Source organism: Nesterenkonia haasae, from assembly GCF_010119385.1.
Lineage (GTDB): Bacteria > Actinomycetota > Actinomycetes > Actinomycetales > Micrococcaceae > Nesterenkonia > Nesterenkonia haasae.
Genome location: NZ_VFIE01000018.1, coordinates 267,016 through 292,324, shown reverse-complemented (window position 1 = coordinate 292,324; position 25,309 = coordinate 267,016). Strand labels below are relative to the sequence as shown.

Here is a 25,309-nt window from a genome sequence, read left to right as displayed (position 1 = left end):
AGCGATGATTCTCACATCTATTACGGTGCGCCGGCTGACCATCGAGATGCTCACCCCGTTCACGACAAGCTTCGGAACTCAGACTCACCGGGACCTGCTGATCGTGGAAGCCCACGACGACGCCGGCACAGTCGGGTACGGAGAGTGCGTAGCGGGTGCCGAACCCACCTACTCAGAAGAAGCCACCAGCACCTGTGAGGTGGCCCTGGCCGAGTACATTGTGCCCCGACTGACGAATACCGCTGTAGAGCACCCGGAGGACATCAGCCGGCTGCTGAGGCCGATTAAGCGCAACAACATGGCCAAGGCCTCACTGGAAGGTGCAGTATGGGATCTCTGGGCCAAACAGCAGGGAATCTCCCTAGCTCAAGCCTTCGGCGGTACCAAGAGCCGGGTAGACGTCGGCCTGAGCATCGGTATCAAACCCTCTGATGCGGAGCTCATTGAGGCAGTGGGGGACGCTGTGGATGCCGGGTACCGGCGCATCAAGATCAAGATTGCTCCCGGCCGGGACCTGTCCATGATGCGCGCAGTCCGGCGGGAGTTCCCCGATGAGGCGATCATGGTGGATGCAAACTCCGCCTACACCCTGGAAGACCGTGAACTTTTCTCAGCGCTCGATGACCTGAACCTGATGATGATCGAACAGCCGCTGGCGCACGACGATATCGTGGACCACCGGCATCTGCAGGCGGCCATCAGGACTCCCATATGTCTTGACGAGTCCATCCACTCCGTTGACGACGCACGCAAAGCGCTGGAGCTTGGCTCTGGCGAGATCATCAACATCAAGATCGGCCGTGTAGGCGGGATTGCGGAAGCCCTCAAGATTGAGAAGCTCTGCCGTGACTCCGGTGTGGACACCTGGTGCGGTGGCATGCTCGAAACGGGCATCGGTCGAGCGCATAACGTGGCGATTGCTAGCCTGTCCGGGTTCACCCTTCCGGGTGACACTGCGCCCTCGGCACGCTACTGGTCAGAGGACATCATCACCCCTGAGGTGACCATGAATGAGGGCCAGATCGAGGTGCCCACTGCGCCGGGTCTGGGCTATCAGGTGAGAACATCCATGCTGGAAGAGCTGACGACCCGGAAGTCCACTGTCGAGCTGAGCTGAGACAGCGAGCCTCCGGGGTCGGTCCCGCTGCTGCTAGAAGACGATGTGGCCCATCAGGAGCTCTTCCAGCTCTTGCTCGGTCATGATGTCGTCTTCTGAAGGCTCCTCCGTCTCCGGAGCTTCATTCCAATTGGAGTAGCGCTCCGTGACGTGGGCGTCGTCGTCGTAGTAGCTCAGCTCCACGAAGTATGGCGCGTCGGCGTCTGCCAAGACCACAAGCTCGGCCTCATCTTCACCGTCGTAGACCCACACCGAGGTGCCGTCGCGCTCCTGCAGTTCGCCTTCACTGGAGTACTGCTCGGCCAGGCTGGGGGCGTCGTCGAACCCGTACTCGTTCAGCAGGCCGTCGATCTCCAGCTCTTCCATCTCCGATTCGGGAATGTCCTCGATGATCAGCCAACGGTCGCCGGCCTCTTCGCGGAAGCCCTCTGCGTCGATGAACGAGTTGATGTCATCGCCTTCAGCCTCTGCGCCGAGCTCCATGAGGTCAACGAACGCCGAGACCGGCATATAGGCAACACCTTCGGAGCGCAGGAACAACATGTCCCACTCCACGTCCAACACATGGGCCTGCATGAAGACGCGATCCCCACCATCGGTGAAGTGCACGAGGACTTCTTGGTCGTCTTCGTCCACGTCCATATCGTCAAGCATCGGGTCAGAGGCGAAGGCCGCATCCCAGTCCCCGTCGCTGAGCACAGTGAAGGACTCCGCCTGTTCAACTGATTCCAGAATGTCTTCGGCGAGATCCTCCAGCGGGGGTGGATCCTCGTCCCCACAACCGGTCAGGACCAGCAGCCCTGCTGTTGCGATACCCACACCTGCGGTCCTGCCAGGCCGCCGCGCAACTGAATACAATGAAGTCACCATTCCTCCTGCATATGTATCAAACCCTCAGGGGCTTATGTACCCAACACACTGTTGGTTCGGTGCAACTCTAGCGCGAACCCAGCTGGCATTCAGAGTCATGCGCGTCCAGGCGCAGCCCTAGAACTTTGGTGGTTTTCTCCAGGGCCATAGAATGACCGCAGACTCGCCCCGAACTGAACAGGACAAGGACCCTTCGTGACCGACGACGCCACCTCAACTTTCGAGCAGCAGGGCACCACCCGGAAGACCCCTGAAGCGGGAGCCCGTGTGATTTCCGGGATGCAGCCATCGGGGGAGTCACTGCACCTGGGGAACTATGTGGGGGCCCTGGTCAATTGGGTGAAGACCCAGGAGCAGTACGAGTCCTTCTTCTTCATTCCGGACCTGCATGGCATCACCGTGCCGCACGATCCACAGTTCCTGCGCGAGCGGACCCGGAACACTGCAGCTCAGTTCATCGCCGGAGGAATCGATCCTGACCGGGCGACGCTGTTCGTGCAGTCTCACGTGCCGGAACACGCGCAGCTCGCCTGGGTCCTGACCTGCATCACAGGCATGGGCGAGGCAGCACGAATGACGCAGTTCAAGGACAAGTCAGCCAAGCAGGGAACCGACGCTGCCTCCGTCGGTCTGCTGAGCTACCCGATGCTCATGGCTGCCGATATCCTGCTCTATCAGCCTGATGGCGTTCCGGTAGGTGATGATCAGAAGCAGCATGTGGAGCTGACCCGGAATCTCGCCCAGCGCTTCAACCACCGCTTCGGTGAGACGTTCCGAGTGCCCGAACCCTTCATTCCTGAAGTGGGAGCACGGATCTATGATCTCCAAGAACCTCGTGTGAAGATGTCCAAATCGGCATCGTCTCCTAACGGACTTCTCAACATTAATGACACGGATAAAAAGATCGCGAAGAAGATCAAGTCGGCTGTCACTGACGATGGCACTGAAATTCGTTTCGATCGAGAGGCCAAGCCGGGAGTCTCCAATCTGCTGAGCATCTACTCCGCCGTGACCGGAAAGACCATCTCAGAGCTGGTCAGTCAGTACCAGGGGAAGATGTACGGGCACCTCAAAGTGGATCTGGCTGAGGTGGTCGTAGCCACCATCGGACCGGTCCGTGACCGAACACAGGAACTGCTCGCGGATCCCGGAGAGCTGGACGCCCTGCTCGCCAAAGGCGCGGCAAAGGCGCGGCAGACTGCGGCAGAGACACTGGCTGAGGTCTACGACAAAGTGGGCTTCCTGCCTGCTGTTCCGGTATAACTCTGATGCCCCGCAGCTCCCGTCTTCGGCCGCAGAACCAAGCAGCACTGCGTGGGCACCAGCGCGGGAACACAGGCGCTATCTTTGATGCGGCCAGAGCGCGCGTGGAGAAACTCGACGACCGTCACGAGGTGAGGGCCCGGAACAATCCCCTGGACCACGACCTCCTGAGGCGTGAAGAGCTGCAGGCCCGCATGGCCTATGGTCGCGCCAAGCGTGAAGGACAGGAAGGGACTGCCAGATTCCTTCCGCTGCTCGAGTGGGGCCTTACCCGGGTCAACAGGACGCGTGTGGTGCGGTCCCTGAATCTCTTCTTCTTCCACTACGGAACTGTGATGGCGGCCGGAGCCGCCTACATGATGTTCTTCTCCGTGACCGCCATGCTGTGGGCGGGGTTCTCAGTGGCTGGCATTGTCATTGGTGGAAACCCTGAATATCAGGAGTTCATCATCGACAGTGTCCAAGAGGCTGTCCCTGGCGTCATCAGTGAGGGTGGGCTCATCACGGAGACCCAGGCTCGCGGTCTGTTCAACCCTGAAGGGCTCAACGCATCCCTGGCGATCGCGGTCGCCGTGGCACTGGTGACCTCCTTGAGTTGGCTGCACGGCCTGAGGGCTGGCATACGCAGTATCTGGGAGCGGCCACTGATGGCTGAAAATGTCATTTTCGTCAAGCTCAAGGACTTTGGAATGCTCATCGTCCTGGGTGTGGTCGCAATTGCTTCGGCAGTGCTGGGACTTCTCAGCCACGGCCTGATCACACAGGCGGTGGCATTTCTCGGGTGGTCCTCCGGAGGTGGGACTGAGGTTGTCCTGCAGCTGGTGTCCTTCAGCATATCGTTCCTCCTGGACATGATGATCGCGGTCATCCTGATGCGCGTCGCCTCCCGCTTGGTGATGCCGGTCGCGGCACTGTGGCAGTCGGCTCTCATTGCAGGAGTCGGGGCGTCGCTGCTGCGTTTGGGCTCCAGTCAGCTCCTGCAGAACTTTGTCGACAGTCCGAACCCGCTGCTGAACACCTTCGGTACGGTCCTGGGAGTATTCTTCTACTTCTTCCTCTTCGGCCTGGTGTACCTCTTTGCGGCCAGCTGGGGGGCCATCGCGGCATCGGACCAGGCTGATCGAAGCTGAGGACCGCCTTTAACGACGGAGAGGGGGCCTACTGCGCAGAGCAGCAGGCCCCCTCTCCGTACTTCACGAGCTCACAGAGAGCGAGTCAGGATCGCAGTCTTGACCTCTTGGATCGCCTTGGTGACCTCAATGCCGCGGGGGCATGCCTCGGTGCAGTTGAAGGTGGTGCGGCAGCGCCACACCCCTTCCTTGTCATTGAGGATCTCCAGCCGCATATCGCCAGCATCGTCACGAGAGTCGAAGATGAAACGGTGGGCGTTCACGATGGCGGCAGGACCAAAGTACTGACCGTCAGTCCAGAACACCGGGCAGGAGCTGGTGCATGCCGCACACAGAATGCACTTGGTGGTGTCATCAAAGCGTTGCCGCTCCTCCGGCGACTGCACACGCTCGGCAGTCGGGGCGGGGGAGTTGTTGATCATGAAAGGCATGATCTCCCGGTAGGACTGGAAGAACGGCTCCATGTCCACGATCAGGTCTTTCTCCACGGGTAGGCCCTTGATCGCTTCGACCACAATGGGCTTGGAGGTATCGAGGTCCTTCAGCAGCGTTTTGCAGGCCAGGCGGTTGCGTCCATTGATCCGCATCGCGTCTGATCCGCAGATGCCGTGAGCGCACGAGCGGCGGAACGTCAACGTCCCGTCCACGTCCCACTTGACCCGGTGAAGGGCGTCGAGCACGCGATCCGTGCCGAACATGGTCAGTTCCCATTCATCCCACCAAGCATCCTCAGCACGCTCGGGATCGTAGCGTCGGACCTTGAGGGTGATATCAAATTCCTGCACCGCACCGGCGCCATCGCCAGACTCAGCGAGGTCGACCTTGGAAGCGGGTTCTTTCTCAACAGTGGGAGTGCTCATCAGTACTTACGCTCCATCGGCTCGTAGCGGGTGAAGGTGACCGGTTTGGTGTCGAAGCGAATGCCCTCGACACCTTCGGTCACGAAGTCGGGATCCTTGTACAACATCGAATGCAGCATGAAGTTATCGTCGTCCCGGTCAGGATAATCCTCACGGTAGTGACCACCCCGGGACTCTTTGCGGTGCATCGCGGAAACAGTCATCACTTCAGCCATGTCCAGCAGGAAACCGAGTTCAAGGGCTTCCAGCAGGTCCAGGTTGAAACGCTTGCCTTTGTCCTGAACAGTGATCTGGTGGTAGCGCGCCTTGAGCTCGTAGATCTTGTCGAGGGCTTCCTTAATGCTCTCCTCTGACCGGAAGACCTGCATATTGAGGTCCATAGTGTCCTGAAGCTCAGCTCGGATGGTTGCTACCCGCTGCTCACCGGTGGAGTTGCGCAGCATGTCCAACTGCTCAGTGACGAAGGCCTCGGGAGCCTCCGGAAGCTCGACGAACTCAGCACTGCTGGCGTACTCGGCGGCGTAAAGACCGGCGCGCTTGCCGAAAACGTTGATGTCGAGCAGGGAGTTAGTGCCCAGCCTGTTGGAACCGTGAACCGATACGCAGGCCACCTCGCCAGCAGCGTAGAGACCCGGGACGACGGTGTCATTGTCCTGGAGCACTTCGGCCTTGATATTGGTGGGCACACCGCCCATGGCGTAGTGGCAGGTGGGGAACACCGGTACAGGTTCAGTATGCGGTTCGACCGCGAGGTACGTCCGAGCGAACTCAGTGATGTCCGGAAGCTTCGCGTCAATATGCTCTGGCTCGAGGTGCGTCAGATCCAGATACACGTAGTCCTTATTGGGGCCTGCTCCGCGTCCTTCACGGACTTCCTGCGCCATGGCACGGGCGACAATATCGCGTGGAGCCAGGTCCTTGATGGTGGGGGCGTACCGCTCCATGAAGCGCTCGCCCTCACTGTTGCGCAGAATGCCGCCTTCTCCTCGGGCTGCCTCAGAGAGCAGCACGCCCAAGCCGGCCAGGCCGGTGGGGTGGAACTGGACGAACTCCATGTCCTCCAGAGGGATGCCCGCGCGGTAGGCGATGGCCATGCCATCAGCAGTCAGGGTGTGGGCATTGGAAGTCGTCTTGAAGATCTTGCCCAGACCACCGGTAGCGAAGACGACTGACTTGGCTTGGAAAATGTGCAGCTCGCCGGAGGCAAGATCGTAGGTGACCACACCTGCGACTCGCTTCTGCTTGAAGGTGGTCCCGTCTTCGCGGGTCGCGTCCTCTTCAACTGTAATGAGGTCCAGAACGTAGTACTCGTTGTAGAACTCCACATTGTGCTTGACGCAGTTTTGGTAGAGCGTCTGCAGAATCATATGACCGGTGCGGTCAGCAGCGTAACAGGCCCGGCGCACGGCGGCCTTGCCGTGATCACGCGTGTGTCCGCCGAAACGCCGCTGGTCGATCTTGCCCTCTGGCGTGCGGTTGAAGGGAAGCCCCATCTTCTCCAGGTCCAAGACGGCGTCGATGGCCTCTTTGGCCATGACCTCGGCGGCATCCTGGTCCACGAGGTAGTCGCCACCTTTGACAGTGTCAAAAGTGTGCCACTCCCAGTTGTCTTCTTCGACGTTTGCCAGTGCGGCGCACATACCGCCCTGCGCGGCGCCGGTGTGCGAACGGGTCGGGTAGAGCTTCGTCAGCACCGCAGTGTGCGCGCGCTGGCCTGATTCGATGGCAGCGCGCATGCCTGCGCCGCCGGCGCCGACGATCACAACGTCGTACTTATGAACCTGCATGTTCTGTTCGGCTCTTTTCTCTTGGTGCGTGTGGGTGCGTGCGATGCGGAGGCGTCGTCGTGTACTAGTTGACGATGTTCTCGCAGAACGACGGTGCGTAGTCCATCAGGTTTCCGGCGTCGTCGACCAGGCAAGGCTCGAAGGTGAAAATCACCAGGGTGCCGAGAATGATGATGACCGTGCTCGCCAAGTAAAGGATCGACTTCAGCCAGAGCCGAGTCGAGTCCTTCTCCGCGTAGTCGTTGATGATGGTGCGCATGCCGTTGGTGCCGTGCAGCATGGCCAGCCACAGCATGGTCAGATCCCAGAACTGCCAGACAGGATTGGCCCACTTGCCGGCCACGAAGGCGAAGTCAATCTGGTGAATTCCCTCTCCGACCATCAGGTTGGAGAACAGGTGCACGAAGATGAGCACCACCAGTGCCGCACCGGAGACTCGCATAAAGACCCAGGCGACCATCTCGAATGAGCCGGACGACGGGTTTGAGCGCAGATATTTGGGATCGATTCTTCCTGAGCGGGGGGCCTCGATGCCCTGCGCTGGGAGTACTGCTTCAGAGTTCGTGGTGGTCATCTCAGAAACCCTCCCAGCCTTCGAAAAAGATCATCAGGTGGCGGATTGAGAACGCCACCATTGTCACGAACCACAGGACCATGACGGCCCAGAGCATCTGGCGGTGATACCGGGTGCCCTGCTTCCAGAAGTCCACCAGAATGATGCGCAGACCGTTGAATGCGTGGAAGACGATAGCGCCCACCAGGCCGATTTCGCCCATGATCATAATGGGGTGCTTATATGCTCCAATGACCGCGTCGTAAGCCTCAGGTGAGACGCGGACCAGCGAGGTGTCCAATACATGGACTAGAAGGAAGAAGAAGATTCCGACACCGGTGATTCGATGTCCAACCCAGGACCACATACCTTCGCGGCCTCTGTAGAGCGTCCCCCGTCCACCGGAGGTGCTTTTTGTCTGCGTCACGTTCAGTTACCTTTCCAGCGTCGTCGCATGGCACTGAGGTCCATCCTAATCTTTTGAGGTGCAGCTTTGTTTTCTACACGTTGTAGAAAAGGCCTCTGCGCCGGCTTGTCGTATAATGGCCCAGGTCAGCCCCGGGTGGCTCCTGTCGTCGCGAAAGTTTGACCCCAGCCGTTCCGCCAGTGCGTCATGATCTGTTTCACACAGTACGCAGGGAGATCCTGCTCAGGAGATACGCTAGGTCGAGTGACTTCCAGCTCCGACTCCACACAGGCCAGTGTCCGCCCATCAGCACTGGAACGATTCCACGCAGTGATCCCCGCCGGTGGTGTTGGCACAAGACTCTGGCCTCTCTCGCGCGCAGGCGCACCGAAATTCCTGCACGACCTGACGGGAGCGGGAACCACTCTGCTCCGATCAACCTACGAGCGCCTGCTCCCTCTATCAGGGCACGCGGTCATGGTGGTCACCGGGGAGGCCCATGGTGAGGCCGTGCTTGGTCAGATCCCAGAGCTGGACGCTGAGGATCTGGTGCTTGAGCCGGAACCCAAAGATTCTGCGGCGGCTATCGGCCTGGCGGCCGCGATCCTTCACGCCCGAGATCTGGCTGCGGGACGTACCGCTTCCCAGGGGACCATCATGGGGTCGTTCGCGGCCGACCATGTGATTGCTCCGGTGCCGATCTTCCAGGATGCGGTCGGTCAGGCTGTAGCCACGGCTGCCACCGGAAAGATCGTCACCATCGGCATCAAACCCACTCACCCCTCAACAGCTTTCGGATACATCCGCACCGGTGAGACGTACCAGGTGGCGGATGCCCCCGATGCGCACCACGTTGTTGAGTTCGTGGAGAAGCCCGGCGATCAGATCGCACAAGAATATGTGGCCAGCGGAGATTACCTCTGGAACGCGGGAATGTTCGTCGCTCCGGTCTCCCTGCTGCTCGATCATCTGGCTGCCGCCGAACCGGAGCTTCACGCGGGGCTGACCGAGATCTCCGCTGCGTGGGGGACGGCGCGCCAGGAGGAGACCCTGGCTCGCATCTGGCCGACCCTGCCGAAGACGTCCATTGACTACGCCGTGGCCGAACCGGCCGCCGATGCCGGAGACGTAGCCGTCATCCCAGGAAACTTCACCTGGGACGATGTAGGCGATTTCGCCGCTATAGCGCGGCTCAATCCAGCTGCTCAGCAGGAGAACATGACCGTCCTGGGCAAGAAGCCGAGAGTGTATTCCGAAGACTCCTCAGGCGTCGTCGTTTCCGAAACTCAACGAGTGGTGGCGCTGATCGGTGTGAAGGACATCGTCGTGGTCGACACTGAGGATGCTCTGCTGGTCACCACCACTGATCATGCCCAGTCCGTGAAACAGGCGGTCGAAGCGCTCAAAGAGAAGGGAGACTCCGATGTCCTCTGACGCGGAGGCATCCGGGCGGGAGACCACGGCACGGGTCGATGCCGAAGTCACGCGCCTCACCACCCCAGCCGCGGCCACAGCAGATCTCATCGCTGAACTGGAAAGTGATCTGATCTCCTTCCGCCGAGACCTCCACGCCCATCCTGAATTGTCCTGGAAGGAGAAGCGCACCACCGCCAGCATCGCCGCCCGCCTGAGTGAGGCTGGGCTGGCACCTCAGCTGCTGCCGGAGACCACCGGTTGCTACGTGGATGTCGGGCCGGCTGACGCGCCGATCGCCGCAGCCTTCCGGGGGGACATCGACGCGCTGCCCATCACCGAAACCACCGGGCTGGACTACGCCTCGCAGAACGCCGGAGTCGCGCACTCCTGCGGCCATGACCTGCACACCACTGTCATGATGGGCCTGGCCTGGACTCTGCAGCGGCTGCACACCGAGCATTCGTCACGGTCGGACGGAGGCGGAGGGCTCGGCGCCCGGATTCGCATCATTTTCCAGCCAGCTGAAGAACACTTTCCCGGCGGCGCCCAGGAAGTCGTGAGGCAGGGGGTGCTGAACGGTGTGCCTCGAATCTTCGCCCTGCATGCGGATCCTAAGCTCACCGTCGGCTCAGTCGGCACCCGTATCGGTCCCATCACCTCCGCCTCCGACCTTGTACGCGTTGAGGTCTCCGGGCGCGGCGGGCACACGTCACGGCCCCACCTGACGGAGGACGTCATCGGCGCACTCGGGCATATCGCCACAAGCGTGCCAGCCATCCTGGCCAGACGGATTGACGTCCGCAGCGGAGTCTCCCTGGTGTGGGGACATGTCAGTGCCGGAAACGCTGCCAACGCCATTCCCTCCACCGGTGCACTGCACGGCACGATGCGCATTCTCGACGCCGATGCGTGGAAAGAGGCCGGTGGCGTACTGGTGCCGATCGTTGAGCAGGCAGCTGCTGCATACGGGGTCAGTGTCACTCTGGACCATGTACGAGGGGTGCCCCCCGTGGTGAACGACGAGGACTGCACCGGCATCATCGACCGCGCGGTGAAAAGAGCCCTCGGGGAATCCAGCCTGACCCTCGCCGAGCAGTCTATGGGGGGCGAGGACTTCGGATGGATGACCCAGGAAGTCCCCGGCTCCATGTTCCGACTCGGCACCATGACCCCTGGCGGGGAGGCCTACGATTTGCACCGTGGGGACTACATTCCAGACGAGCGCGCCATTGCGATAGGCGTCAAAGTGATGGCAGAAGTGGCGCAGAGCTGCCTCTCTGCCAGCGCTTAGGATTGATCCATGGCTGACGACGTCGATTTCAGTGTGCTCACGGCTGCTGCAAACCAGGCAAGAGGGCGCGCGTATGCACCTTATTCCCAGTACCAGGTGGGGGCTGCCGCACTGACCACTGACGGTCGACTGATCACCGGATGCAACGTGGAGAACGCCTCATACGGCGTCGGCCAGTGCGCTGAGAACACGCTGGTCGGCCAGCTACACCTCACAGGCGGTGGTCAGATCACAAAGTTCACCTGCGTCAACTCCCAGGGGGAGACCATCATGCCGTGCGGACGGTGCCGCCAACTACTCAACGAGTTCGCCGCTGACACGTTCCAGATCCTGACCCCTGAGGGAATCACGGACATGGAGGGCATTTTGCCCCAGGCCTTCGGCCCAGCAGACCTAGGAAAGGTGGCTCCATGAGCCCGTCGCATGACGTCGTCGACCTCATCCGCGCAAAACGCGACGGTGACACTCTGAGCCAGGAGCAGATTGACTGGCTCATCAACGCCTACACCGATGGCACCGTGGCTGAGGAACAAATGAGCGCCCTGGCCATGGCAATACTGCTGCGTGGGATGGATCGGACAGAGATCCGGCAGTGGACGGCGGCGATGATCGCGACCGGTGAAAGGATGAACTTCAGTTCTCTCACAAGGCCGGACGGTAGCCGCCGGCTCACCGCAGACAAGCACTCCACCGGCGGTGTCGGCGATAAGATCACCCTGCCGTTGGCCCCATTGGTCGCCTCTTACGGCGTGCCAGTCCCGCAGTTGTCCGGCCGGGGCCTGGGCCATACCGGTGGAACCCTGGACAAACTCGAAGCCGTCCGCGGTTGGCGTGCTCACCTGTCCAATGCTGAGGTCCTCCACCAGCTGGACACGGTCGGTGCAGTGATTTGTGCTGCCGGTTCCGGTCTGGCGCCAGCCGATAAGAAGCTCTACGCGCTGCGCGATGTCACCGGCACCGTGGAATCCATTCCGCTGATCGCCAGCTCCATCATGTCCAAGAAGATCGCAGAGGGCACCGATGCGCTGGTGCTCGACGTGAAGGTCGGCGCAGGAGCGTTTATGAAGAACTACGACGACGCCTTCGAACTGGCCCAGACAATGGTCGCGTTGGGCACTGACGCCGGGGTGCACACCACCGCGCTCCTCACCGAAATGGATACCCCACTGGGCCGCACAGCCGGCAACGCTGTGGAGGTCCAAGAATCCGTGGAGGTACTGGCTGGCGGGGGCCCTACGGACGTCGTCGAACTCACCGCAGCGCTGGCCGCAGAGATGCTTGCAGGGGTGGGCCTGACCGGTGTAGATCCGCTGGATAATCTGAAAAACGGCAAGGCGATGGACTCCTGGCGGGCCATGATCGCCGCGCAAGGGGGCGACCCCGACGCACCGTTGCCTGAGCCGCGTCACCAGCACACCCTGCACGCGCCGGAGACTGGCACCGTGACTCGGATGGATGCCTACGCCGTGGGCATCGCGGCGTGGCGGCTGGGAGCTGGGCGAGCCCGCAAGGAGGATCAGGTGCAGGCCGCGGCCGGGGTCCGCCTGCACGCCAAACCCGGAGACACGGTCACGGCCGGAGCGCCGCTGGTGACCCTGCTGACAGATGATGATCAACGCATCCAGCGTGCCGAGCAGGCGCTCGCCGGAGCCATCGACATTTCCGAGGGTGCTGACACCGCGCCGGCGACGTTGATTAAGGCCCGGATCGCTGCCGCGGACATTTGACGCAGCAGCCATGGGACTTGGTGAACTCCTCGACCAGCTCAACGAGCTGATTCTCACAGCGGCCTCCGGGTGGTGGACCCTGGTGGGTCTCTTCGTCTTCTGTGTGGGCGATGGGGTCTTCCCGGTGCTCCCCTCAGACGCTTTGGTTGTGGGCCTCGGGTCAGTGCAGGATTCAGTTGGCACACCGCACTGGGTGTGGGTCATTCTGGTGGCCGCCGCCGGAGCAGTGGTGGGCGATTTTATCGCCTGGAACTTGGGGCGCTGGATTGGTACCCACCGGTTCCAGTGGATGCGTCAACCCACTCCGCAGAAGACGCTTGTCTGGGCCAGACACGAATTGGACAAGCGCGGAGTGCTGCTGATCTTTGTCGGCCGGTTTATCCCAGGAGCTCGAGTAGCCATCAACTTTGTGGCAGGCTCCACGCAGTTTTCGCTGCGCCGATTCCTGTTGATCGACAGCGCCGCATCGCTGCTCTGGGCCAGCTGGCTGACCGGGCTCGGGGCGCTCGGCGAAGCCATCTTCGGGAACATGCTCATCGCCATGGTGGTCGGTATCGGAGTTGCGATCGTGCTGGGGTGGATCAGTGAGCGGCTGTTCAAGATGTTCACTGCCTGGCTGGACCGCCGCGGCTACCACCTTGACCCGGAAGGGTACCAGGATATTGGCGAGGTTCCGGTGGAGCCGCCCATCCACCTTCGCCGCAGACACCGTGACAAAAATGACGACGACGACACCGTCTGAGAGGTGAAGCCCACCGGTAGGCTAGGGGCTATGAGCACTCACGAGGGTTTTGAAGCCCAGCTGCGCGACCTGCCCAAAGTTTCTCTGCACGACCACCTGGATGGGTCTCTACGCCCCTCCACGCTGATCGAGCTGGCCGCAGAAATCGGCCATGAGTTACCGAGCTCTGACCCGGCCTCTCTGCAGGAGACTTTTCGGACAAACGCCAATTCCGGCGACCTGCTCAAGTACCTGGAAGCCTTCGCTCACACCACTGCTGTTATGCAGTCCGCTGCGAATCTGCGCCGAGTGGCCCGAGAATACGTGGAAGACCTGGCTGCCGATGGTGTGATCTACGCGGAAGTTCGGTGGGCTCCTGAGCAGCACATCGCCGGCGGTCTGACATTGGATGAGGCCGTCGAGGCGGTCCAGGACGGGCTCAACGAAGGTGCCGAGGCGGTCGAAGAGAATGACGGGGTGATCGCGGTCGGGCAGTTGCTGTCCGCCATGCGTCAGGCTGATTACGCCGAAGACATCGTAGAGCTGGCGCTGCGGCACCGCGACTCCGGGGTGGTGGGCTTTGACATCGCGGGACCCGAGGCCGGATTTCCGCCATCACAATTCGCCTCCAGTTTCACGCGCTTAGCCGAGCAGATGCTGCCGGCCACCGTCCACGCCGGTGAGGCTGACGGTCTGGAATCAGTGCGCAGCGCCCTAGTGGACGGGCGAGCCCAACGGCTCGGTCATGGAATCCGCGTTGCGGAGGACATTATTCTGACCACTGGTCCTGATTCTCGGTCCAAGACCGGTGATGGCGGTGAAGACTTGATCGAGGTCGAGCTCGGCCCAATTGCTGCCTGGGTCCGCGATAGGCAGGTGCACCTGGAGACCTCGCCCACCTCGAATCTGCAAACCGGCGCAGTGACTGCCCTGACCGGGGAGTCACCGGCGGAGATGACCCACCATCCATTCGACATGCTGTATCAGCTCGGCTTCAACGTCGGTGTGAACACTGATAACCGGTTGGTTTCCGGTGTCACACTCAGTGGGGAACTCGCCGCGCTCGCTGAAGCGTTCGACTACGGCTTGGCCGAATTGGCCGATTTCCAGGTCAACGCCATTGAGGCGAGTTTCCTGGGCTATGAAGAACGTGAGGTACTCGCCGCCCATATCCTCGAGGCCTGGCAGTGACGGCACTTCCGCATATGGAGCAGCTCAGAGACATCATCTCTCAGCTGCGTGAGCACTGCCCCTGGACGGCTCAGCTGACCCATGAAGCGCTCACGCCGTATCTGATTGAGGAAGCACAGGAGGTCGCCGAGGAGATTGATGCGGGGATCACCGGAGAGCCGTTGCGCAAGGAACTCGGTGACATCCTGCTTCAGGTGGCGCTGCATGCTGCGATTTCCCAAGAGCGCGGCGAGTTCGATTTAGACGGCGTGGCCGAAGCGCTCTGCGCCAAGCTCATCCGGCGCAATCCGCATGTCTTCGATCCGCACGGGGCACTCAATCCCAAGCCGGCCACTGTGGATGAGATCGATGCCGCATGGGACCGGATCAAGGCCCAGGAGAAAGCTGAACTCGACTAGGCTGGAGTCCAGTCAATGGTGACCGTTGTTCCGTCATCCCTTTAAGGCAAGGAGAATCCATGTCCCTGATCGCAAGCGTCTTCGGCCGCGAAATACTCGACTCCCGCGGAAACCCCACGGTGGAGGTTGATGTCCTCCTCGACGACGGAAGCTTCGGGCAGGCCGTCGTGCCCTCAGGTGCCTCCACCGGCGCCTTCGAAGCTGTGGAGCGTCGCGACGGTGACAAGCAGCGTTACCTCGGAAAGGGCGTTACCCAAGCAGTAAATGCCGTCAATGAAATCATCGCCCCAGCCCTGGACGCCCTGGACGCCACCGAGCAGCGGTCGATTGACCAGGTGCTTCTGGACCTCGACGGTACAGAGAACAAGGGCAGCCTTGGAGCCAACGCCATCCTGGGAGTCTCCCTGGCCGTAGCCAAGGCAGCCGCCGACGCCTCGGACCTTCCGCTCTACAAGTATCTGGGCGGGCCGAACGCTCACCTGCTTCCGGTGCCCATGATGAACATCCTCAACGGAGGGTCGCACGCCGATTCCAACGTGGACATCCAGGAATTTATGATCGCCCCCATCGGGGCTGCCACCTTCTCCGAGGCGCTGCGCTCCGGCGTCGAGGTCTACCACGCGCTCAAGGCTCTGCTGAAGGAAAAAGGCCTGTCTACCGGGCTGGGCGACGAGGGCGGATTCGCCCCCGACCTGCCCTCCAACCGGGCGGCGCTTGACCTCATCACAGAGGCCATCAAACGGGCGGGCTACACGCCGGGTCAGGACATTGCCCTCGCCCTTGATGTTGCTGCCAGCGAGTTCTACTCCGAAGGCGCCTACACCTTCGAAGGCGAACAGAAGACACCCGAGCAGATGAGCCAGTACTACAAGGAACTTGTCGAGGCTTATCCGCTGGTCTCCATTGAGGATCCCCTTGATGAAGACGATTGGGAAGGGTGGAAAACACTCACCGATATGATCGGTGCCCAGGTCCAGTTGGTCGGCGACGATCTCTTCGTCACCAACCCCGATCGGCTCGCGAAAGGCATTGCGAACGGCACGGCCAACTCGTTGTTGGTGAAGGTCAACCAGATAGGTTCGCTGACGGAGACACTGGACGCCATCTCACTGGCCCAGCGCAGTCAGTACACCACCATGATCAGCCACCGTTCCGGTGAAACTGAGGACACAACAATCGCTGACATCGCTGTGGCGGTGAACGCGGGACAGATCAAAACGGGCGCACCCGCGAGGTCCGAGCGAGTCGCTAAGTACAACCAGCTGCTGCGGATCGAAGAGGAGCTCGGCGACGCGGCCCGTTTCGCCGGCGCTTCAGCATTCCCGCGTTTCTCCGCTGATTCCTCAAGCTAAACCAGACAGTGAAACGAACGGCCTGATTGCCCGAGCCCTCGGGTGATCAGGCCGTTCGTCGTTTAAAGCGATGAATCCAGGATCCTCTGCGTGTCCTAGGGGCGGCTTATACTGCCCCGCCAGTACGCTGAGGTTCTGTAACAGAACGCTTCCCATCAGTGGTGTGCTCGCCGGTTCGGCCTTCCACAGCTGAACCGGCGAGACATACCTAGTTAAGGCGGTGACGGCCGTGCCTCGACACGCACGCAGCTCAGATGCGTCCACCGCTGCACCCGAAAGTCCCAGCACCGGCAGCCAGCGACGCGCTCAGGCCCGAGCAGAACGCGCCAGGGCTCGGCGCCTGCAAGAGCGTGAACAGGTCTCAGGCGAGATCCGCACCCCTGATGAAATCACCGCGCGACGTGCTCGCAGGGCCGACAGGCCTCAGCAATCCGCCCAGCGGCCATCAGTTAAGACCCCAGTCTCTGCTCGAACGCTTGTGCCTGAGAGGACCTTCTCCGGTCGCATGATCATGCTGACCATCGTCACCCTGGTGGTGATCTCCTTCCTGGTGCCCACTGTCCGGACGTACATGCAGCAGCGGGCAGAGATCAACGAGCTTGCGGGACAAATCTCCGAGGAGCAGCAGCGGCAGGAAGAGCTGTACTCAGAGTTGGCCCGCTGGGACGATCCGCAGTTCGTCCAGCGCCAGGCCAGGGAACGAATAAACCTCATGGTGCCGGGTGAGCGCCGGTACCATGTGATCGGTGATCTCGAGGATCAGGAGATCCAGACGGATTCGGCCGACGACTCTACCGAAGACCAGGATTGGACTGACGATCTCTGGGAATCTGTCATCGACTCCGCGGAGCAGTAAAGTAGTGTGCTGTGAACCGCGCACCTGTACCTTCTGAACCTTCCCCCACACCCTCCCCACGGGACCTTGACACGCTCAGCCTCCAGCTGGGCAGACCGGTGCGCGACGTCGTCGAGATTCCTTCCCGCTGTGTCTGCGGCAATCCACTGGTCGCCGCAACATCACCGCGGCTATCCAACGGGATCCCGTTTCCCACGACCTTTTACCTCACCCACCCCACGGTGACCGCCGCAGTCTCAAGGCTCGAAGCGGCTGGTGTGATGACGGAGATGACGGCGCGCCTCAGCGACGACCCGCAGCTTGCCGAGCAGTACCGAAATGCCCACGAGCATTACCTGGCGGAGCGGGAGCGGATTCGGAAGAAGGCAGGCGTGGATCCGGTCTGGGAGATTGAGGGAATCACCGCTGGCGGGATGCCGACCCGAGTCAAGTGTCTTCACGTCCTTGCAGGACATGCTCTCGCCGCCGGTCCCGGTGTGAACCCATTGGGGGATCAGACACTGGATCTGATCAGTTCCGAATGGACCGCGGACACCTGCACATGTGAGACTGCGTGGGACCACAGTGCCGAAGTCCCCGCTAAAGACCTTTCGCGCCACGTGCGCCGTCTTGAGGAAAGAGAAGCATCATGAGAGTTGCCGCTATTGACTGTGGCACAAACTCGATCCGCCTGCTGATCGCTGACGTCGACCTGCCCGGCAGCGGCGCGCTCACCGATGTGGTGCGTCGGATGACGGTGGTGCGCCTGGGGGAGGGAGTCGACCAGACCGGCGAGTTCTCTTCCGGAGCGCTCCAGCGCACGTTCGCTGCCGTCGATGACTATGCAGCACTCATTCGCAAACACCACGTTCAGGCCGTTCGGTTCGTCGCGACCTCGGCCTCCCGAGATGTCAGTAACCGAGCCGAGTTCATCTCCGGAGTCAGAGAGCGCCTGGGCGTGGAGCCGGACGTCATTCGCGGTTCCGAAGAAGCCGGTTTTTCCTTTTCCGGTGCGGCTTCAGTCCTTGACTGGGATTCTGAGCGAAAGGTCCTCGTGGTGGACCTCGGAGGCGGGTCCACGGAGTTCGTCCTGGGCACCTGCAATGGTGCGGAGCATGCGATCTCTACCGATATGGGCTGTGTCCGCTTCACCGAACGCCATATGCGCACCGACCCGCCGACAGAGACGGAATGCTCCATGGCGGTTTTCGAAACTCTCAGTTTCCTCGAAAATGTCGCTCAGGTGATGCCGTTGCATGAGACAGAGACCGTTATCGGCGTGGCCGGGACTGTCACTACAGTCACCGCTCATGCGCTCAAACTTGAAGATTACGACGCCGAGACTATCCACGGTGCCGAACTGTCCCTGGATGCCATTCACCAGTCGGTGGAGCAACTGGTGCACAGCACCCGGGACCAGCGGGCAGCGATGCCCTTCATGCACCCAGGCCGTGTGGACGTCATCGGTGCCGGTGCGTTGATCTGGGGCACCATTCTCGACTACCTCAATAAAGTCACAAAGGGCCGGGTCACGAGTGCGATCGCCTCGGAGCACGACATTCTTGACGGGCTTGCGATGTCTGTTGCTCGCGGGAAGGTTGATGCCCCGGAGGTCGCCAGTTGAGCCGGCTCAGTCGTAGGATCTGCTCAGTCGGCGCCGTCGGGATTTTGGCCGCGCAGCTGGTAGCGACGCCGGCCTATGGTCAGGGAACTCGAGGGGAGGAGTTCTGGCTTGAAGACTACGGAATCACGGAAGCTTGGGAGACCACCCAGGGTGAGGGTGTCACCATCGCGGTGATCGACACCGGTGTTGACGCCGATCACCCTGCACTCGAGGGTGCCATGGTCGGTGGCACTGATGTCTCAGGCGGTGGTGATGGCAGTGGTGGTCCGGTCTCGCAGACCAACACAGAGCACGGCACATTGGTGGCATCCCTGGCCGCCGGACGCGGCGAAGAGCTGCCTGAACCCGAGGAAATCGAAGCAGAGAATTTTGACGACCTCTCCGACGATGAGTGGGACGAGTGGTTCGATGACTTTCTCGCCGACCTCGAGGACATCTACGGCGAAGACTGGGAGGACGAGATCGATGAGGATGCCCTCGACGAGTTCTACGACTCACGTGTCTTCCCAGGGATCGAGGACGCTGAAGAAGAGGACCCAGATGAGGAGCAGGACGACTCCTCGCCGTGGCCGCAGCGTCCAGCCGGAGTAGTGGGTGTGGCTCCTGAAACGGATCTTCTCTCCCTGTCGCTGGTATTGGAAGACCCCAATCCCTACGGGCCCGGCACCGAGGACCAAATTGCCCAAGCCGTAATCTGGGCGGTGGACAACGGAGCTGACATCATTAACATGTCCATAGGCTCAGGGTCGCAGGACTGGCCTGAAAGCTGGGACGAGGCGTTCCTGCACGCTGAGCAGAACGATGTGCTGGTCATCGCTGCGGCAGGCAATCGAGCGGCCGGACACTGGTCAGTCGGGGCCCCGGCCACGATCCCAGGCGTGCTCACCGTTGCCGGTGTCGACCAAGAGCGCAACATCAGCGAGGACTCATCCTCCCAGGGCATCGCCGTCGACATCGCTGCTGCGTCCGAACCACTGGTCGGCGCGCTTCCTGGAGGGGGTTATGCGACGTGGACCGGGACATCCGGCGCCACACCCATCGTTGCCGGGGCGGCGGCGCTGACCATGGCTGCTCATCCGGAGCTGTCGGCCCAAGAGGTCAAGCACCGCCTGCTCACCTCCGCTGATTCGGCAGGAGCCGACGGTATAGACCCGGAATACGGCCATGGTGTGTTGAATGTTGAGGCAGCAGTCAACGGCAGCGTCCCAGAGTTCAACGCCGCTGACTACGACACATTGGAAGACTGGATTCGGGTACACCGCCGCACCGATGCGGACGAGCCCCAGTCGGAAGGCGTACCGGAGGACTCCGATGTTGTGGCAGGTCCTGAAGGTGATCCTCGTCAGCTGCCGCAGGCCGCTGAGGTGAGGTCAGCCCAGGATTGGGCAGGACCCGTCACCATAGGCGTCGGCGCACTCGTGCTCGCGGCTCTCATGACACTGGCGGCAGTCCACCTGCTCTCCCGCCGCGACACCGACTGATCAACTTTTCGGCAATGGCGCCGTGCCAGGTTGACCTCGGAAGCAACACCGATCACCCCTGATTGAAACCGATATAGGATGGAGCCCATGGCACTGAAGCTCTCTGAGAAACCCCGAATTCTGATCGTAGGCGGCGGCTACGTCGGCCTGACGGTCGCCCAACAGCTACAGAAGAAGGTCAAGGCAGCCGGGGGGATCGTCACTTTGATTGATCCGCTGCCCTATATGACCTATCAGCCGTTCCTGCCCGAGGTGGTGGGCGGCCACATTGAGGCTCGTCACGCAGTGGTTCCACACCGCAAGCACCTGAAGGACACCGAGGTGATCACCGGCAAGGTCACCTCCGTAGACCACGAAGCCAAGGTGGCGATGGTCGGTCTGGACGAAGGTGAAAGCGTGGAGGTGCCCTACCAGGACATCGTCATGGCCGCCGGTGCGACGACTCGCACATTCCCCATCGAAGGTCTTGCTGAGAACGGCATTGGCCTGAAGACCATCGAGGAAGCGCTCGGCCTGCGCAATCACATCCTGGAGCGCCTCGAGTCGGCGTCTGTGATGACTGATGAGTCTGCAAAGAAGCGCGCCCTGACCTTCACCGTAGTTGGCGGTGGATTCGCCGGCATTGAGTGCGTGGCGGAAATGGAAGACATTATCCGCGCAGCAGTGAGCCAGAATCCGCGCCTGTCGCAGTCCGATGTGCGCATCGTGCTCGTCGAGGCAATGGGCCGCATTATGCCGGAAGTCACCGAAGACCAGGCAGTCGGCGTAGTGGAGCATCTGCGCGGCCGCGGCGTCGAGGTGCTGCTGAACACATCGCTGGGCTCGGCAGTCGACGGCGAACTCACCCTGATCGCGATGGCAGATAAGTCCGAGGTGGACGTCTTCGCCTCGGACACTCTGGTGTGGACTGCAGGGGTGGCAGCCAACGCCGTCGCACGCAGTTCGTCGTTCCCAGTGGATGAGCGGGGTCGGCTCACCGGCTCTGCCACGCTGCAGATCCTCAACGAGGACGGCGACGTGATCGATGGGGCCTGGACCGCTGGCGACATCGCCGCCATTCCCGACCTCACCGGCGCCGGCCCGGGCGGATTCTGTGTGCCCAACGCTCAGCATGCCTGGCGCCAGGCGAAACTCCTCGCCAAGAACCTGTTCTCCGCCCGGTTCGGCAACGGCAGCATCGCAGAGTACAAGCATGATTCCTTGGGAGCTGTGGCTGGCCTGGGTCTCTACAAGGGCGTTGGCAACCCGATGGGTGTCAAGATCAAAGGCATCGTCGCCTGGGCAGCCCATCGCGGCTACCACGGCATGGCGATACCGACCGTGGAGCGTAAGGTCCGTGTCGCTGGCGGATGGGTGAACGAACTGGTCTTCGGACGCGATGTCACCCCTCTCCGTGACCTCGAGAACCCTGCTCAGGCGTTCTACGAAGCAGCCGGTGGGAAAAAAGAAAAAGCCAAGAACTAGCTGGACTTTGTGTTCATAGGACGGAAGAGCCGCGTTGCCCCGCGGCTCTTCCGCTTCCCCCTATAGCCCAACTGGTAGAGGCAGTCGACTTAAAATCGATACAGTCTGGGTTCGAATCCCAGTAGGGGGACCGTTGGCTCCCTGCCGCGCTGTGCGTGCCGCGTGGATGAACAGCCTCACTATGGCCCTTATGCTGGTCGAATGGCATTGACGGCTGGGGAGATCGTGGGGGCTGCTCATGGTCTGGTGGCCCAGTACGGGGTGCAGGACGTTTCCATGCGGAGGGTCGCCGCCGAGCTCGGAGTCCAGCCGGGTGCCCTCTACTACCACGTGCCCAATAAGCAAGAGATGCTGCGGCGTGTGGCTCACCGCGTACTTGAACCTCTTTTAGGCGTCGCAGGCGAACCCTTGGAACTTATGCAGCACCTACGCAGGTTGGTCCTCGCGCTGCCGGACGGCGGCGACCTAATACTCATCGCCTACGCGCTCGATTCCGACCTCCCTCCAGTGCCGGCCCTGCGCAAGGCACTCTCGAACCGAACCGAAGACCCAGCTGAGGCCATTGCCGGTGCTGGCGTGCTGATGCGTTACGCGCTTGGCGCGCTGGCTGTCGAGCAGAACTCTCGTCTGTTCGGCCGCCGAGCGGAGGATGATGAGCCGCTCTATGAGCGAGGAATCACAGCCATCCTCAACGCAGAGGTGGGAGCAGCCCTGGAGTAATTTGAACGCTGTTCAATCACGGTCTAGAGTGCTCAAAGCAGAACGTTCAGACTCGAACATCCACCGGAGGGTGCGCACCATGTCCCAATCACCATCGGAGACTTCTCATGCCAGAGAAGGAACTCGACGAACTCGAGGTCGCAACTCCTCTCAGGACATTGCGCTCATCGGCGTGTTCGCCGCGCTCATTGCCGTGCTGGCGTTTACTCCGCCCATCCCAGTAGGAAATTTTGGAGTGCCCATCACCCTGCAGACCCTGGGCGTCGCGATCACTGGCCTTGTCCTGGGGCCGTGGCGTGGTGCCGCCGCTGCTGGCCTCTACCTGGTCCTCGGCCTATTAGGGCTGCCGATCTTTGCCGGCTTCGTCGGCGGCTTCGGCGTATTGGCCGGGCCATCCGCCGGTTATCTGCTGGCTTTTCCCCTCACAGCGCTGATCACCGGTCTCCTCGCGCGCTCGGTGCTGCGCCGGGGCACCGTGCGCTGGCAGGCGCCGCTGCTATTCCTTGCCGCTCTCGCCGGCAGCTTTCTGGCCACGCATCCTTTGGGGATCCTAGGGATGAGCATCAACCTGGAAGTCTCCCTGCGCGAAGCCTTCTTCTTCGACATCGTCTTCTGGCCAGGAGACGTGATTAAGTCACTGGTTGCGGCCGGGGCAGCTGCTCTGGTCCACCGCGCCGCCCCATGGATCTTGGCCATGCGATGACGTCCGCCGGTTCGGTAGAAATCGACTTCAAAGAGGTCCGTGTCTTTGCAGGAACCCGTCTGCTGCTGGGCATTCCGCAACTGCAGCTCACCGAACGGCGAATCAGTGTGATCGGCCCCAACGGCGGCGGAAAGTCAACCCTGCTGCAGCTGGTCAATGGGCTGGTGGAGCCCACTGAGGGCTACGTCAGGGTTGACGGTCGGGACACCATAGAAGAAGGCAGGGCGGTCCGGCAGCGGGCCGGTTTCGTCTTTTCCAATCCGGCCGCTCAACTGGTGATGCCCACACCCCTAGAGGACGTGGAGCTTTCATTGCGACGCATCGTCCGTGACACGTCAGCGCGCCGTTCGGCGGCCCTGTGTTGTCTGGACGAGTTGGGCATCGTTGAGCTGGCAGAGCGAAGCTCCCAAGAACTTTCCTCTGGTCAGCAGCAGTTGGTTGCCCTGGCCACGGTCCTCGCTCTGAAGCCGCAGATTCTGCTGCTCGACGAGCCCACGACGCTGCTTGATCTCGCCAACGCTCAACGTTTCAACCAGCGAGTGCAGAGACTGGCTCAGCTGCACGGGATCATGACGCTCACTGCCACTCATGACCTCGATCTTGCCGCGCGCGCCGAGCGGACGTTGCTGATCGATGGCGGCAGTGTCGTGGCTGATGGGCCACCTGACACGGTAATCACCGCCTACCGACATCGCAGCTCAGTATGAGACTGCGCCGCCGCCCGTTGCGCCCACGTGAGCAGGTTCTGGGTCGTCGCGCGCCGGGAGACAGCTTTCTGCACCGAGCGCCCGCTGGAGCCAAAGTGCTCGTGCTTGCCTTGGTGACGGTTGTGGTGCTGCTGCTTCGTGACCCGTTAGTCGGCGTGGCCGTCGTCGGACTGGTGCTCGGCCTCACCCTCCTGGCGCGGATTCCTGTCCTGATGCTCCTGGTCCTGATCCGTCGACTCTGGATCGTGCTTGCCGTGCTCGCGGTCTTGCAGTGGATACTGAACGACCCTGCGACCGGAACTGAGGTCCTCGCCCGAATCCTGGCTTGCCTGTTGGCCGCTCAGCTGCTCCTGCTGACCACAGATCCGGTTGAGCTTGTGGGGGTCCTGCGTCGGGTTCTGCAGCCGTTGCGATTCCTTGGTCTGCGCCCCGGACGCGTCGCACTGGCTGCGCTCATTATGCTGCGTGCGGTCCCATATCTGGCTGACTCGTTTCATATGGGCGCACAGCAGGCCCGAGCCCGCGGATTGGAACGCGACCTGCGTGCGCGTACCGTACCGCTGCTGCTGGGGGCGGTTGACCATGCCCGCAACACCGGTCGTGCGTTGAATGCGCGCGGTATCGAGGAAGCCTGAGTCGATTCGTCGCGAGGCATAATACGCAGTGACAAACAGTTAGAATAGATGCAGCCGACGAAATTCTACGTGGACGACGAACCTTTGAAGGAGCGCGGAACCCTTATGGCCATGCAATTTGGCAGCTCGAGCAACCCGGTGTTCAAGTCGGGTGCGATGCCTGACCAGTTCAACGCGGATAAGCGCCGCCGGTTCTATATGGATTCCGGGTCTGGCACTGTACGTGAAGAGCAGCGTCAGCAGCAGACCTACGCCCAGCAGCACGGTGTGCCGCAGGCGGCCGATCTTCAGCGGCAGTACAACTTGCCTGAGCACTCCGGCCTCGAGGGCACTCCGATGACGTATGACGACGTCATTCGCAAGACCGTCACCAGCTTCGCTGTGCTTCTGGTCGGTGCCGGTGCGGCCGTCACACTGGCGACCATGATGCCCGGTGTGGTCATGGGACTGGCGCTCATCGCAGTCCTCGGCGGCCTGGTGCTAGGCCTGGTCAACGCCTTCCGACGCGAGCCGAACCCAGCTCTGATCCTGGCCTATTCCGCGACTCAGGGCTTCTTCCTGGGAGCATTCACCTGGATCCTTGAGATGGCCTACCCAGGTGTTGCTGTTCAGGCGGTCACCGCGACTCTGGTGGTGTTCGGCACTGTGTTGGCGCTTTTCAAGTCAGGAAAAGTGCGCGCCACCCCTAAGCTCAACAAATTCTTCTTCACCGCTCTGATCGCCTACATGGTGTTCAGCCTGGTGAACTTCGGAATGGTGATGTTCACCGATATCGGAATGTTCGGTATGCGTGCAGGGTGGCTCGGTGTCGCGATCGGCGCGTTCGCTATCCTGCTCGCCACCTACTCGCTGGTGTTGGACTTCACCAATATCCAGGATGGCGTGGAAGCCGGCGTGGAGCAGAAGTACGGATGGGCAGCCGCGTTCGGCCTGACCGTCTCCCTGGTCTGGCTCTACATCGAGATCCTGCGAGTGATCGTGATCCTGCGGTCCATCGCAGATTGAGCTGAGCCCCTCAACATCAACCTCGAAAGGCTGCCATGCGTCGGAGCGACGCA

26 protein-coding genes and 1 tRNA gene are annotated in these 25,309 nt (G+C 61.5%); 22 read left to right on the top strand and 5 right to left on the bottom strand.

The window, feature by feature from the left end; translation table 11 throughout:
* Positions 1 to 4: 4 nt before the first annotated feature.
* Entirely contained in the window at positions 5 to 1,117 is a 1,113-nt protein-coding gene (gene menC / locus FH975_RS04705) for an o-succinylbenzoate synthase (protein ID WP_162320297.1), read from the top strand.
* 33 nt (positions 1,118 to 1,150) lie between these two features.
* Here menC and FH975_RS04700 read toward each other — a convergent pair whose 3' ends face one another.
* Entirely contained in the window at positions 1,151 to 1,987 is an 837-nt protein-coding gene (locus FH975_RS04700; RefSeq protein WP_235928452.1) for a hypothetical protein, read from the bottom strand.
* Positions 1,988 to 2,182: 195 nt separating this feature from the next.
* On the opposite strand from FH975_RS04700, the gene trpS reads away from it, so the two are divergent.
* A complete protein-coding gene (gene trpS / locus FH975_RS04695; protein WP_407938612.1) occupies positions 2,183 to 3,250 on the top strand; it encodes a tryptophan--tRNA ligase in 1,068 nt (355 codons plus the stop codon).
* Positions 3,251 to 3,255: 5 nt separating this feature from the next.
* Positions 3,256 to 4,380 carry a YihY/virulence factor BrkB family protein gene (locus FH975_RS04690; RefSeq protein WP_162320295.1) on the top strand — a complete coding sequence of 375 codons (1,125 nt, stop codon included), beginning with the start codon at positions 3,256 to 3,258 and terminating at the stop codon, positions 4,378 to 4,380.
* A 71-nt stretch (positions 4,381 to 4,451) separates the two neighbouring features.
* Here the strand turns inward: FH975_RS04690 and FH975_RS04685 are convergent, their stop codons facing one another.
* From FH975_RS04685 to sdhC, 4 genes are all read right to left on the bottom strand, one after another.
* On the bottom strand, positions 4,452 to 5,240 hold the full coding sequence (locus tag FH975_RS04685; protein WP_162320294.1) for a succinate dehydrogenase iron-sulfur subunit: 789 nt from the start codon (positions 5,238 to 5,240) through the stop codon (positions 4,452 to 4,454).
* The gene (gene sdhA / locus FH975_RS04680; RefSeq protein ID WP_162320293.1) at positions 5,240 to 7,027 is read right to left on the bottom strand and encodes a succinate dehydrogenase flavoprotein subunit; all 1,788 of its coding nucleotides are present in this window, start codon (positions 7,025 to 7,027) and stop codon (positions 5,240 to 5,242) included. The genes FH975_RS04685 and sdhA overlap by 1 nt, the downstream gene beginning before the upstream one ends.
* Positions 7,028 to 7,091: 64 nt before the next feature.
* Positions 7,092 to 7,601 (bottom strand): succinate dehydrogenase hydrophobic membrane anchor subunit, encoded by a 510-nt coding sequence (locus tag FH975_RS04675; RefSeq protein ID WP_162320292.1) that lies wholly within the window; start codon positions 7,599 to 7,601, stop codon positions 7,092 to 7,094.
* A gap of 1 nt (position 7,602) precedes the next feature.
* Entirely contained in the window at positions 7,603 to 8,007 is a 405-nt protein-coding gene (gene sdhC / locus FH975_RS04670) for a succinate dehydrogenase, cytochrome b556 subunit (protein ID WP_225973219.1), read from the bottom strand.
* Between the two features lie 243 nt (positions 8,008 to 8,250).
* Between sdhC and FH975_RS04665 the strand changes: the two genes are divergently transcribed.
* From FH975_RS04665 to FH975_RS04575, 19 genes are all read left to right on the top strand, one after another.
* On the top strand, positions 8,251 to 9,420 hold the full coding sequence (locus FH975_RS04665; RefSeq protein WP_328821782.1) for a mannose-1-phosphate guanylyltransferase: 1,170 nt from the start codon (positions 8,251 to 8,253) through the stop codon (positions 9,418 to 9,420).
* Positions 9,410 to 10,693: an amidohydrolase gene (locus tag FH975_RS04660; protein WP_162320290.1), complete on the top strand. Its 1,284-nt coding sequence runs from the start codon at positions 9,410 to 9,412 to the stop codon at positions 10,691 to 10,693. Before FH975_RS04665 ends, FH975_RS04660 begins: the two co-directional genes overlap by 11 nt.
* 9 nt (positions 10,694 to 10,702) lie before the next feature.
* Positions 10,703 to 11,107 (top strand): cytidine deaminase, encoded by a 405-nt coding sequence (locus FH975_RS04655; protein WP_162320289.1) that lies wholly within the window; start codon positions 10,703 to 10,705, stop codon positions 11,105 to 11,107.
* Entirely contained in the window at positions 11,104 to 12,420 is a 1,317-nt protein-coding gene (locus FH975_RS04650; protein ID WP_162320288.1) for a thymidine phosphorylase, read from the top strand. Before FH975_RS04655 ends, FH975_RS04650 begins: the two co-directional genes overlap by 4 nt.
* Positions 12,421 to 12,430: 10 nt before the next feature.
* Positions 12,431 to 13,162, top strand: coding sequence for a DedA family protein (locus FH975_RS04645; protein ID WP_162320287.1), 732 nt, complete (start codon positions 12,431 to 12,433; stop codon positions 13,160 to 13,162).
* Between the two features lie 30 nt (positions 13,163 to 13,192).
* A complete protein-coding gene (locus FH975_RS04640) occupies positions 13,193 to 14,332 on the top strand; it encodes an adenosine deaminase (protein ID WP_162320286.1) in 1,140 nt (379 codons plus the stop codon).
* Positions 14,329 to 14,730 (top strand): MazG nucleotide pyrophosphohydrolase domain-containing protein, encoded by a 402-nt coding sequence (locus FH975_RS04635; protein WP_162320285.1) that lies wholly within the window; start codon positions 14,329 to 14,331, stop codon positions 14,728 to 14,730. The genes FH975_RS04640 and FH975_RS04635 overlap by 4 nt, the downstream gene beginning before the upstream one ends.
* A 59-nt stretch (positions 14,731 to 14,789) precedes the next feature.
* Positions 14,790 to 16,082 carry a phosphopyruvate hydratase gene (gene eno / locus FH975_RS04630; protein WP_162320284.1) on the top strand — a complete coding sequence of 431 codons (1,293 nt, stop codon included), beginning with the start codon at positions 14,790 to 14,792 and terminating at the stop codon, positions 16,080 to 16,082.
* A gap of 229 nt (positions 16,083 to 16,311) precedes the next feature.
* The gene (locus FH975_RS16890; protein WP_162320283.1) at positions 16,312 to 16,938 is read left to right on the top strand and encodes an FtsB family cell division protein; all 627 of its coding nucleotides are present in this window, start codon (positions 16,312 to 16,314) and stop codon (positions 16,936 to 16,938) included.
* 11 nt (positions 16,939 to 16,949) lie between these two features.
* Positions 16,950 to 17,570: a DUF501 domain-containing protein gene (locus FH975_RS04620; protein ID WP_162320282.1), complete on the top strand. Its 621-nt coding sequence runs from the start codon at positions 16,950 to 16,952 to the stop codon at positions 17,568 to 17,570.
* Positions 17,567 to 18,541 carry a Ppx/GppA phosphatase family protein gene (locus FH975_RS04615; RefSeq protein WP_202923023.1) on the top strand — a complete coding sequence of 325 codons (975 nt, stop codon included), beginning with the start codon at positions 17,567 to 17,569 and terminating at the stop codon, positions 18,539 to 18,541. Before FH975_RS04620 ends, FH975_RS04615 begins: the two co-directional genes overlap by 4 nt.
* Positions 18,538 to 20,022, top strand: coding sequence for a S8 family peptidase (locus tag FH975_RS04610; protein ID WP_162320281.1), 1,485 nt, complete (start codon positions 18,538 to 18,540; stop codon positions 20,020 to 20,022). Before FH975_RS04615 ends, FH975_RS04610 begins: the two co-directional genes overlap by 4 nt.
* A gap of 87 nt (positions 20,023 to 20,109) precedes the next feature.
* The gene (locus FH975_RS04605; RefSeq protein ID WP_162320280.1) at positions 20,110 to 21,486 is read left to right on the top strand and encodes an NAD(P)/FAD-dependent oxidoreductase; all 1,377 of its coding nucleotides are present in this window, start codon (positions 20,110 to 20,112) and stop codon (positions 21,484 to 21,486) included.
* A 56-nt stretch (positions 21,487 to 21,542) separates the two neighbouring features.
* Positions 21,543 to 21,616, top strand: a tRNA-Leu gene (locus FH975_RS04600).
* Positions 21,617 to 21,687: 71 nt separating this feature from the next.
* Complete coding sequence (locus tag FH975_RS04595) at positions 21,688 to 22,206, top strand: TetR/AcrR family transcriptional regulator (RefSeq protein ID WP_162320279.1); 519 nt, start codon at positions 21,688 to 21,690, stop codon at positions 22,204 to 22,206.
* 79 nt (positions 22,207 to 22,285) lie between these two features.
* Positions 22,286 to 22,909, top strand: coding sequence for a biotin transporter BioY (locus FH975_RS04590; protein ID WP_162320278.1), 624 nt, complete (start codon positions 22,286 to 22,288; stop codon positions 22,907 to 22,909).
* Positions 22,906 to 23,616: an energy-coupling factor ABC transporter ATP-binding protein gene (locus FH975_RS04585; protein WP_235928450.1), complete on the top strand. Its 711-nt coding sequence runs from the start codon at positions 22,906 to 22,908 to the stop codon at positions 23,614 to 23,616. Before FH975_RS04590 ends, FH975_RS04585 begins: the two co-directional genes overlap by 4 nt.
* Complete coding sequence (locus FH975_RS04580) at positions 23,613 to 24,251, top strand: CbiQ family ECF transporter T component (protein WP_162320276.1); 639 nt, start codon at positions 23,613 to 23,615, stop codon at positions 24,249 to 24,251. The genes FH975_RS04585 and FH975_RS04580 overlap by 4 nt, the downstream gene beginning before the upstream one ends.
* 48 nt (positions 24,252 to 24,299) lie before the next feature.
* Positions 24,300 to 25,256: a Bax inhibitor-1/YccA family protein gene (locus FH975_RS04575; RefSeq protein ID WP_235928448.1), complete on the top strand. Its 957-nt coding sequence runs from the start codon at positions 24,300 to 24,302 to the stop codon at positions 25,254 to 25,256.
* The last annotated feature ends 53 nt before the right edge of the window (positions 25,257 to 25,309 follow it).

What these genes read in the sequence shown, in the direction of transcription:
- menC (WP_162320297.1), top strand. Translation starts at nt 5, where the DNA reads ATGATTCTCACATCTATTACGGTGCGCCGGCTGACCATCGAGATGCTC.
- FH975_RS04700 (WP_235928452.1), bottom strand. Translation starts at nt 1,987, where the DNA reads ATGGTGACTTCATTGTATTCAGTTGCGCGGCGGCCTGGCAGGACCGCA.
- FH975_RS04690 (WP_162320295.1), top strand. Translation starts at nt 3,256, where the DNA reads ATGCCCCGCAGCTCCCGTCTTCGGCCGCAGAACCAAGCAGCACTGCGT.
- FH975_RS04685 (WP_162320294.1), bottom strand. Translation starts at nt 5,240, where the DNA reads ATGAGCACTCCCACTGTTGAGAAAGAACCCGCTTCCAAGGTCGACCTC.
- sdhA (WP_162320293.1), bottom strand. Translation starts at nt 7,027, where the DNA reads ATGCAGGTTCATAAGTACGACGTTGTGATCGTCGGCGCCGGCGGCGCA.
- FH975_RS04675 (WP_162320292.1), bottom strand. Translation starts at nt 7,601, where the DNA reads ATGACCACCACGAACTCTGAAGCAGTACTCCCAGCGCAGGGCATCGAG.
- FH975_RS04660 (WP_162320290.1), top strand. Translation starts at nt 9,410, where the DNA reads ATGTCCTCTGACGCGGAGGCATCCGGGCGGGAGACCACGGCACGGGTC.
- FH975_RS04655 (WP_162320289.1), top strand. Translation starts at nt 10,703, where the DNA reads ATGGCTGACGACGTCGATTTCAGTGTGCTCACGGCTGCTGCAAACCAG.
- FH975_RS04650 (WP_162320288.1), top strand. Translation starts at nt 11,104, where the DNA reads ATGAGCCCGTCGCATGACGTCGTCGACCTCATCCGCGCAAAACGCGAC.
- FH975_RS04645 (WP_162320287.1), top strand. Translation starts at nt 12,431, where the DNA reads ATGGGACTTGGTGAACTCCTCGACCAGCTCAACGAGCTGATTCTCACA.
- FH975_RS04640 (WP_162320286.1), top strand. Translation starts at nt 13,193, where the DNA reads ATGAGCACTCACGAGGGTTTTGAAGCCCAGCTGCGCGACCTGCCCAAA.
- eno (WP_162320284.1), top strand. Translation starts at nt 14,790, where the DNA reads ATGTCCCTGATCGCAAGCGTCTTCGGCCGCGAAATACTCGACTCCCGC.
- FH975_RS04615 (WP_202923023.1), top strand. Translation starts at nt 17,567, where the DNA reads ATGAGAGTTGCCGCTATTGACTGTGGCACAAACTCGATCCGCCTGCTG.
- FH975_RS04605 (WP_162320280.1), top strand. Translation starts at nt 20,110, where the DNA reads ATGGCACTGAAGCTCTCTGAGAAACCCCGAATTCTGATCGTAGGCGGC.
- FH975_RS04595 (WP_162320279.1), top strand. Translation starts at nt 21,688, where the DNA reads ATGGCATTGACGGCTGGGGAGATCGTGGGGGCTGCTCATGGTCTGGTG.
- FH975_RS04590 (WP_162320278.1), top strand. Translation starts at nt 22,286, where the DNA reads ATGTCCCAATCACCATCGGAGACTTCTCATGCCAGAGAAGGAACTCGA.
- FH975_RS04585 (WP_235928450.1), top strand. Translation starts at nt 22,906, where the DNA reads ATGACGTCCGCCGGTTCGGTAGAAATCGACTTCAAAGAGGTCCGTGTC.
- FH975_RS04580 (WP_162320276.1), top strand. Translation starts at nt 23,613, where the DNA reads ATGAGACTGCGCCGCCGCCCGTTGCGCCCACGTGAGCAGGTTCTGGGT.
- FH975_RS04575 (WP_235928448.1), top strand. Translation starts at nt 24,300, where the DNA reads ATGCAGCCGACGAAATTCTACGTGGACGACGAACCTTTGAAGGAGCGC.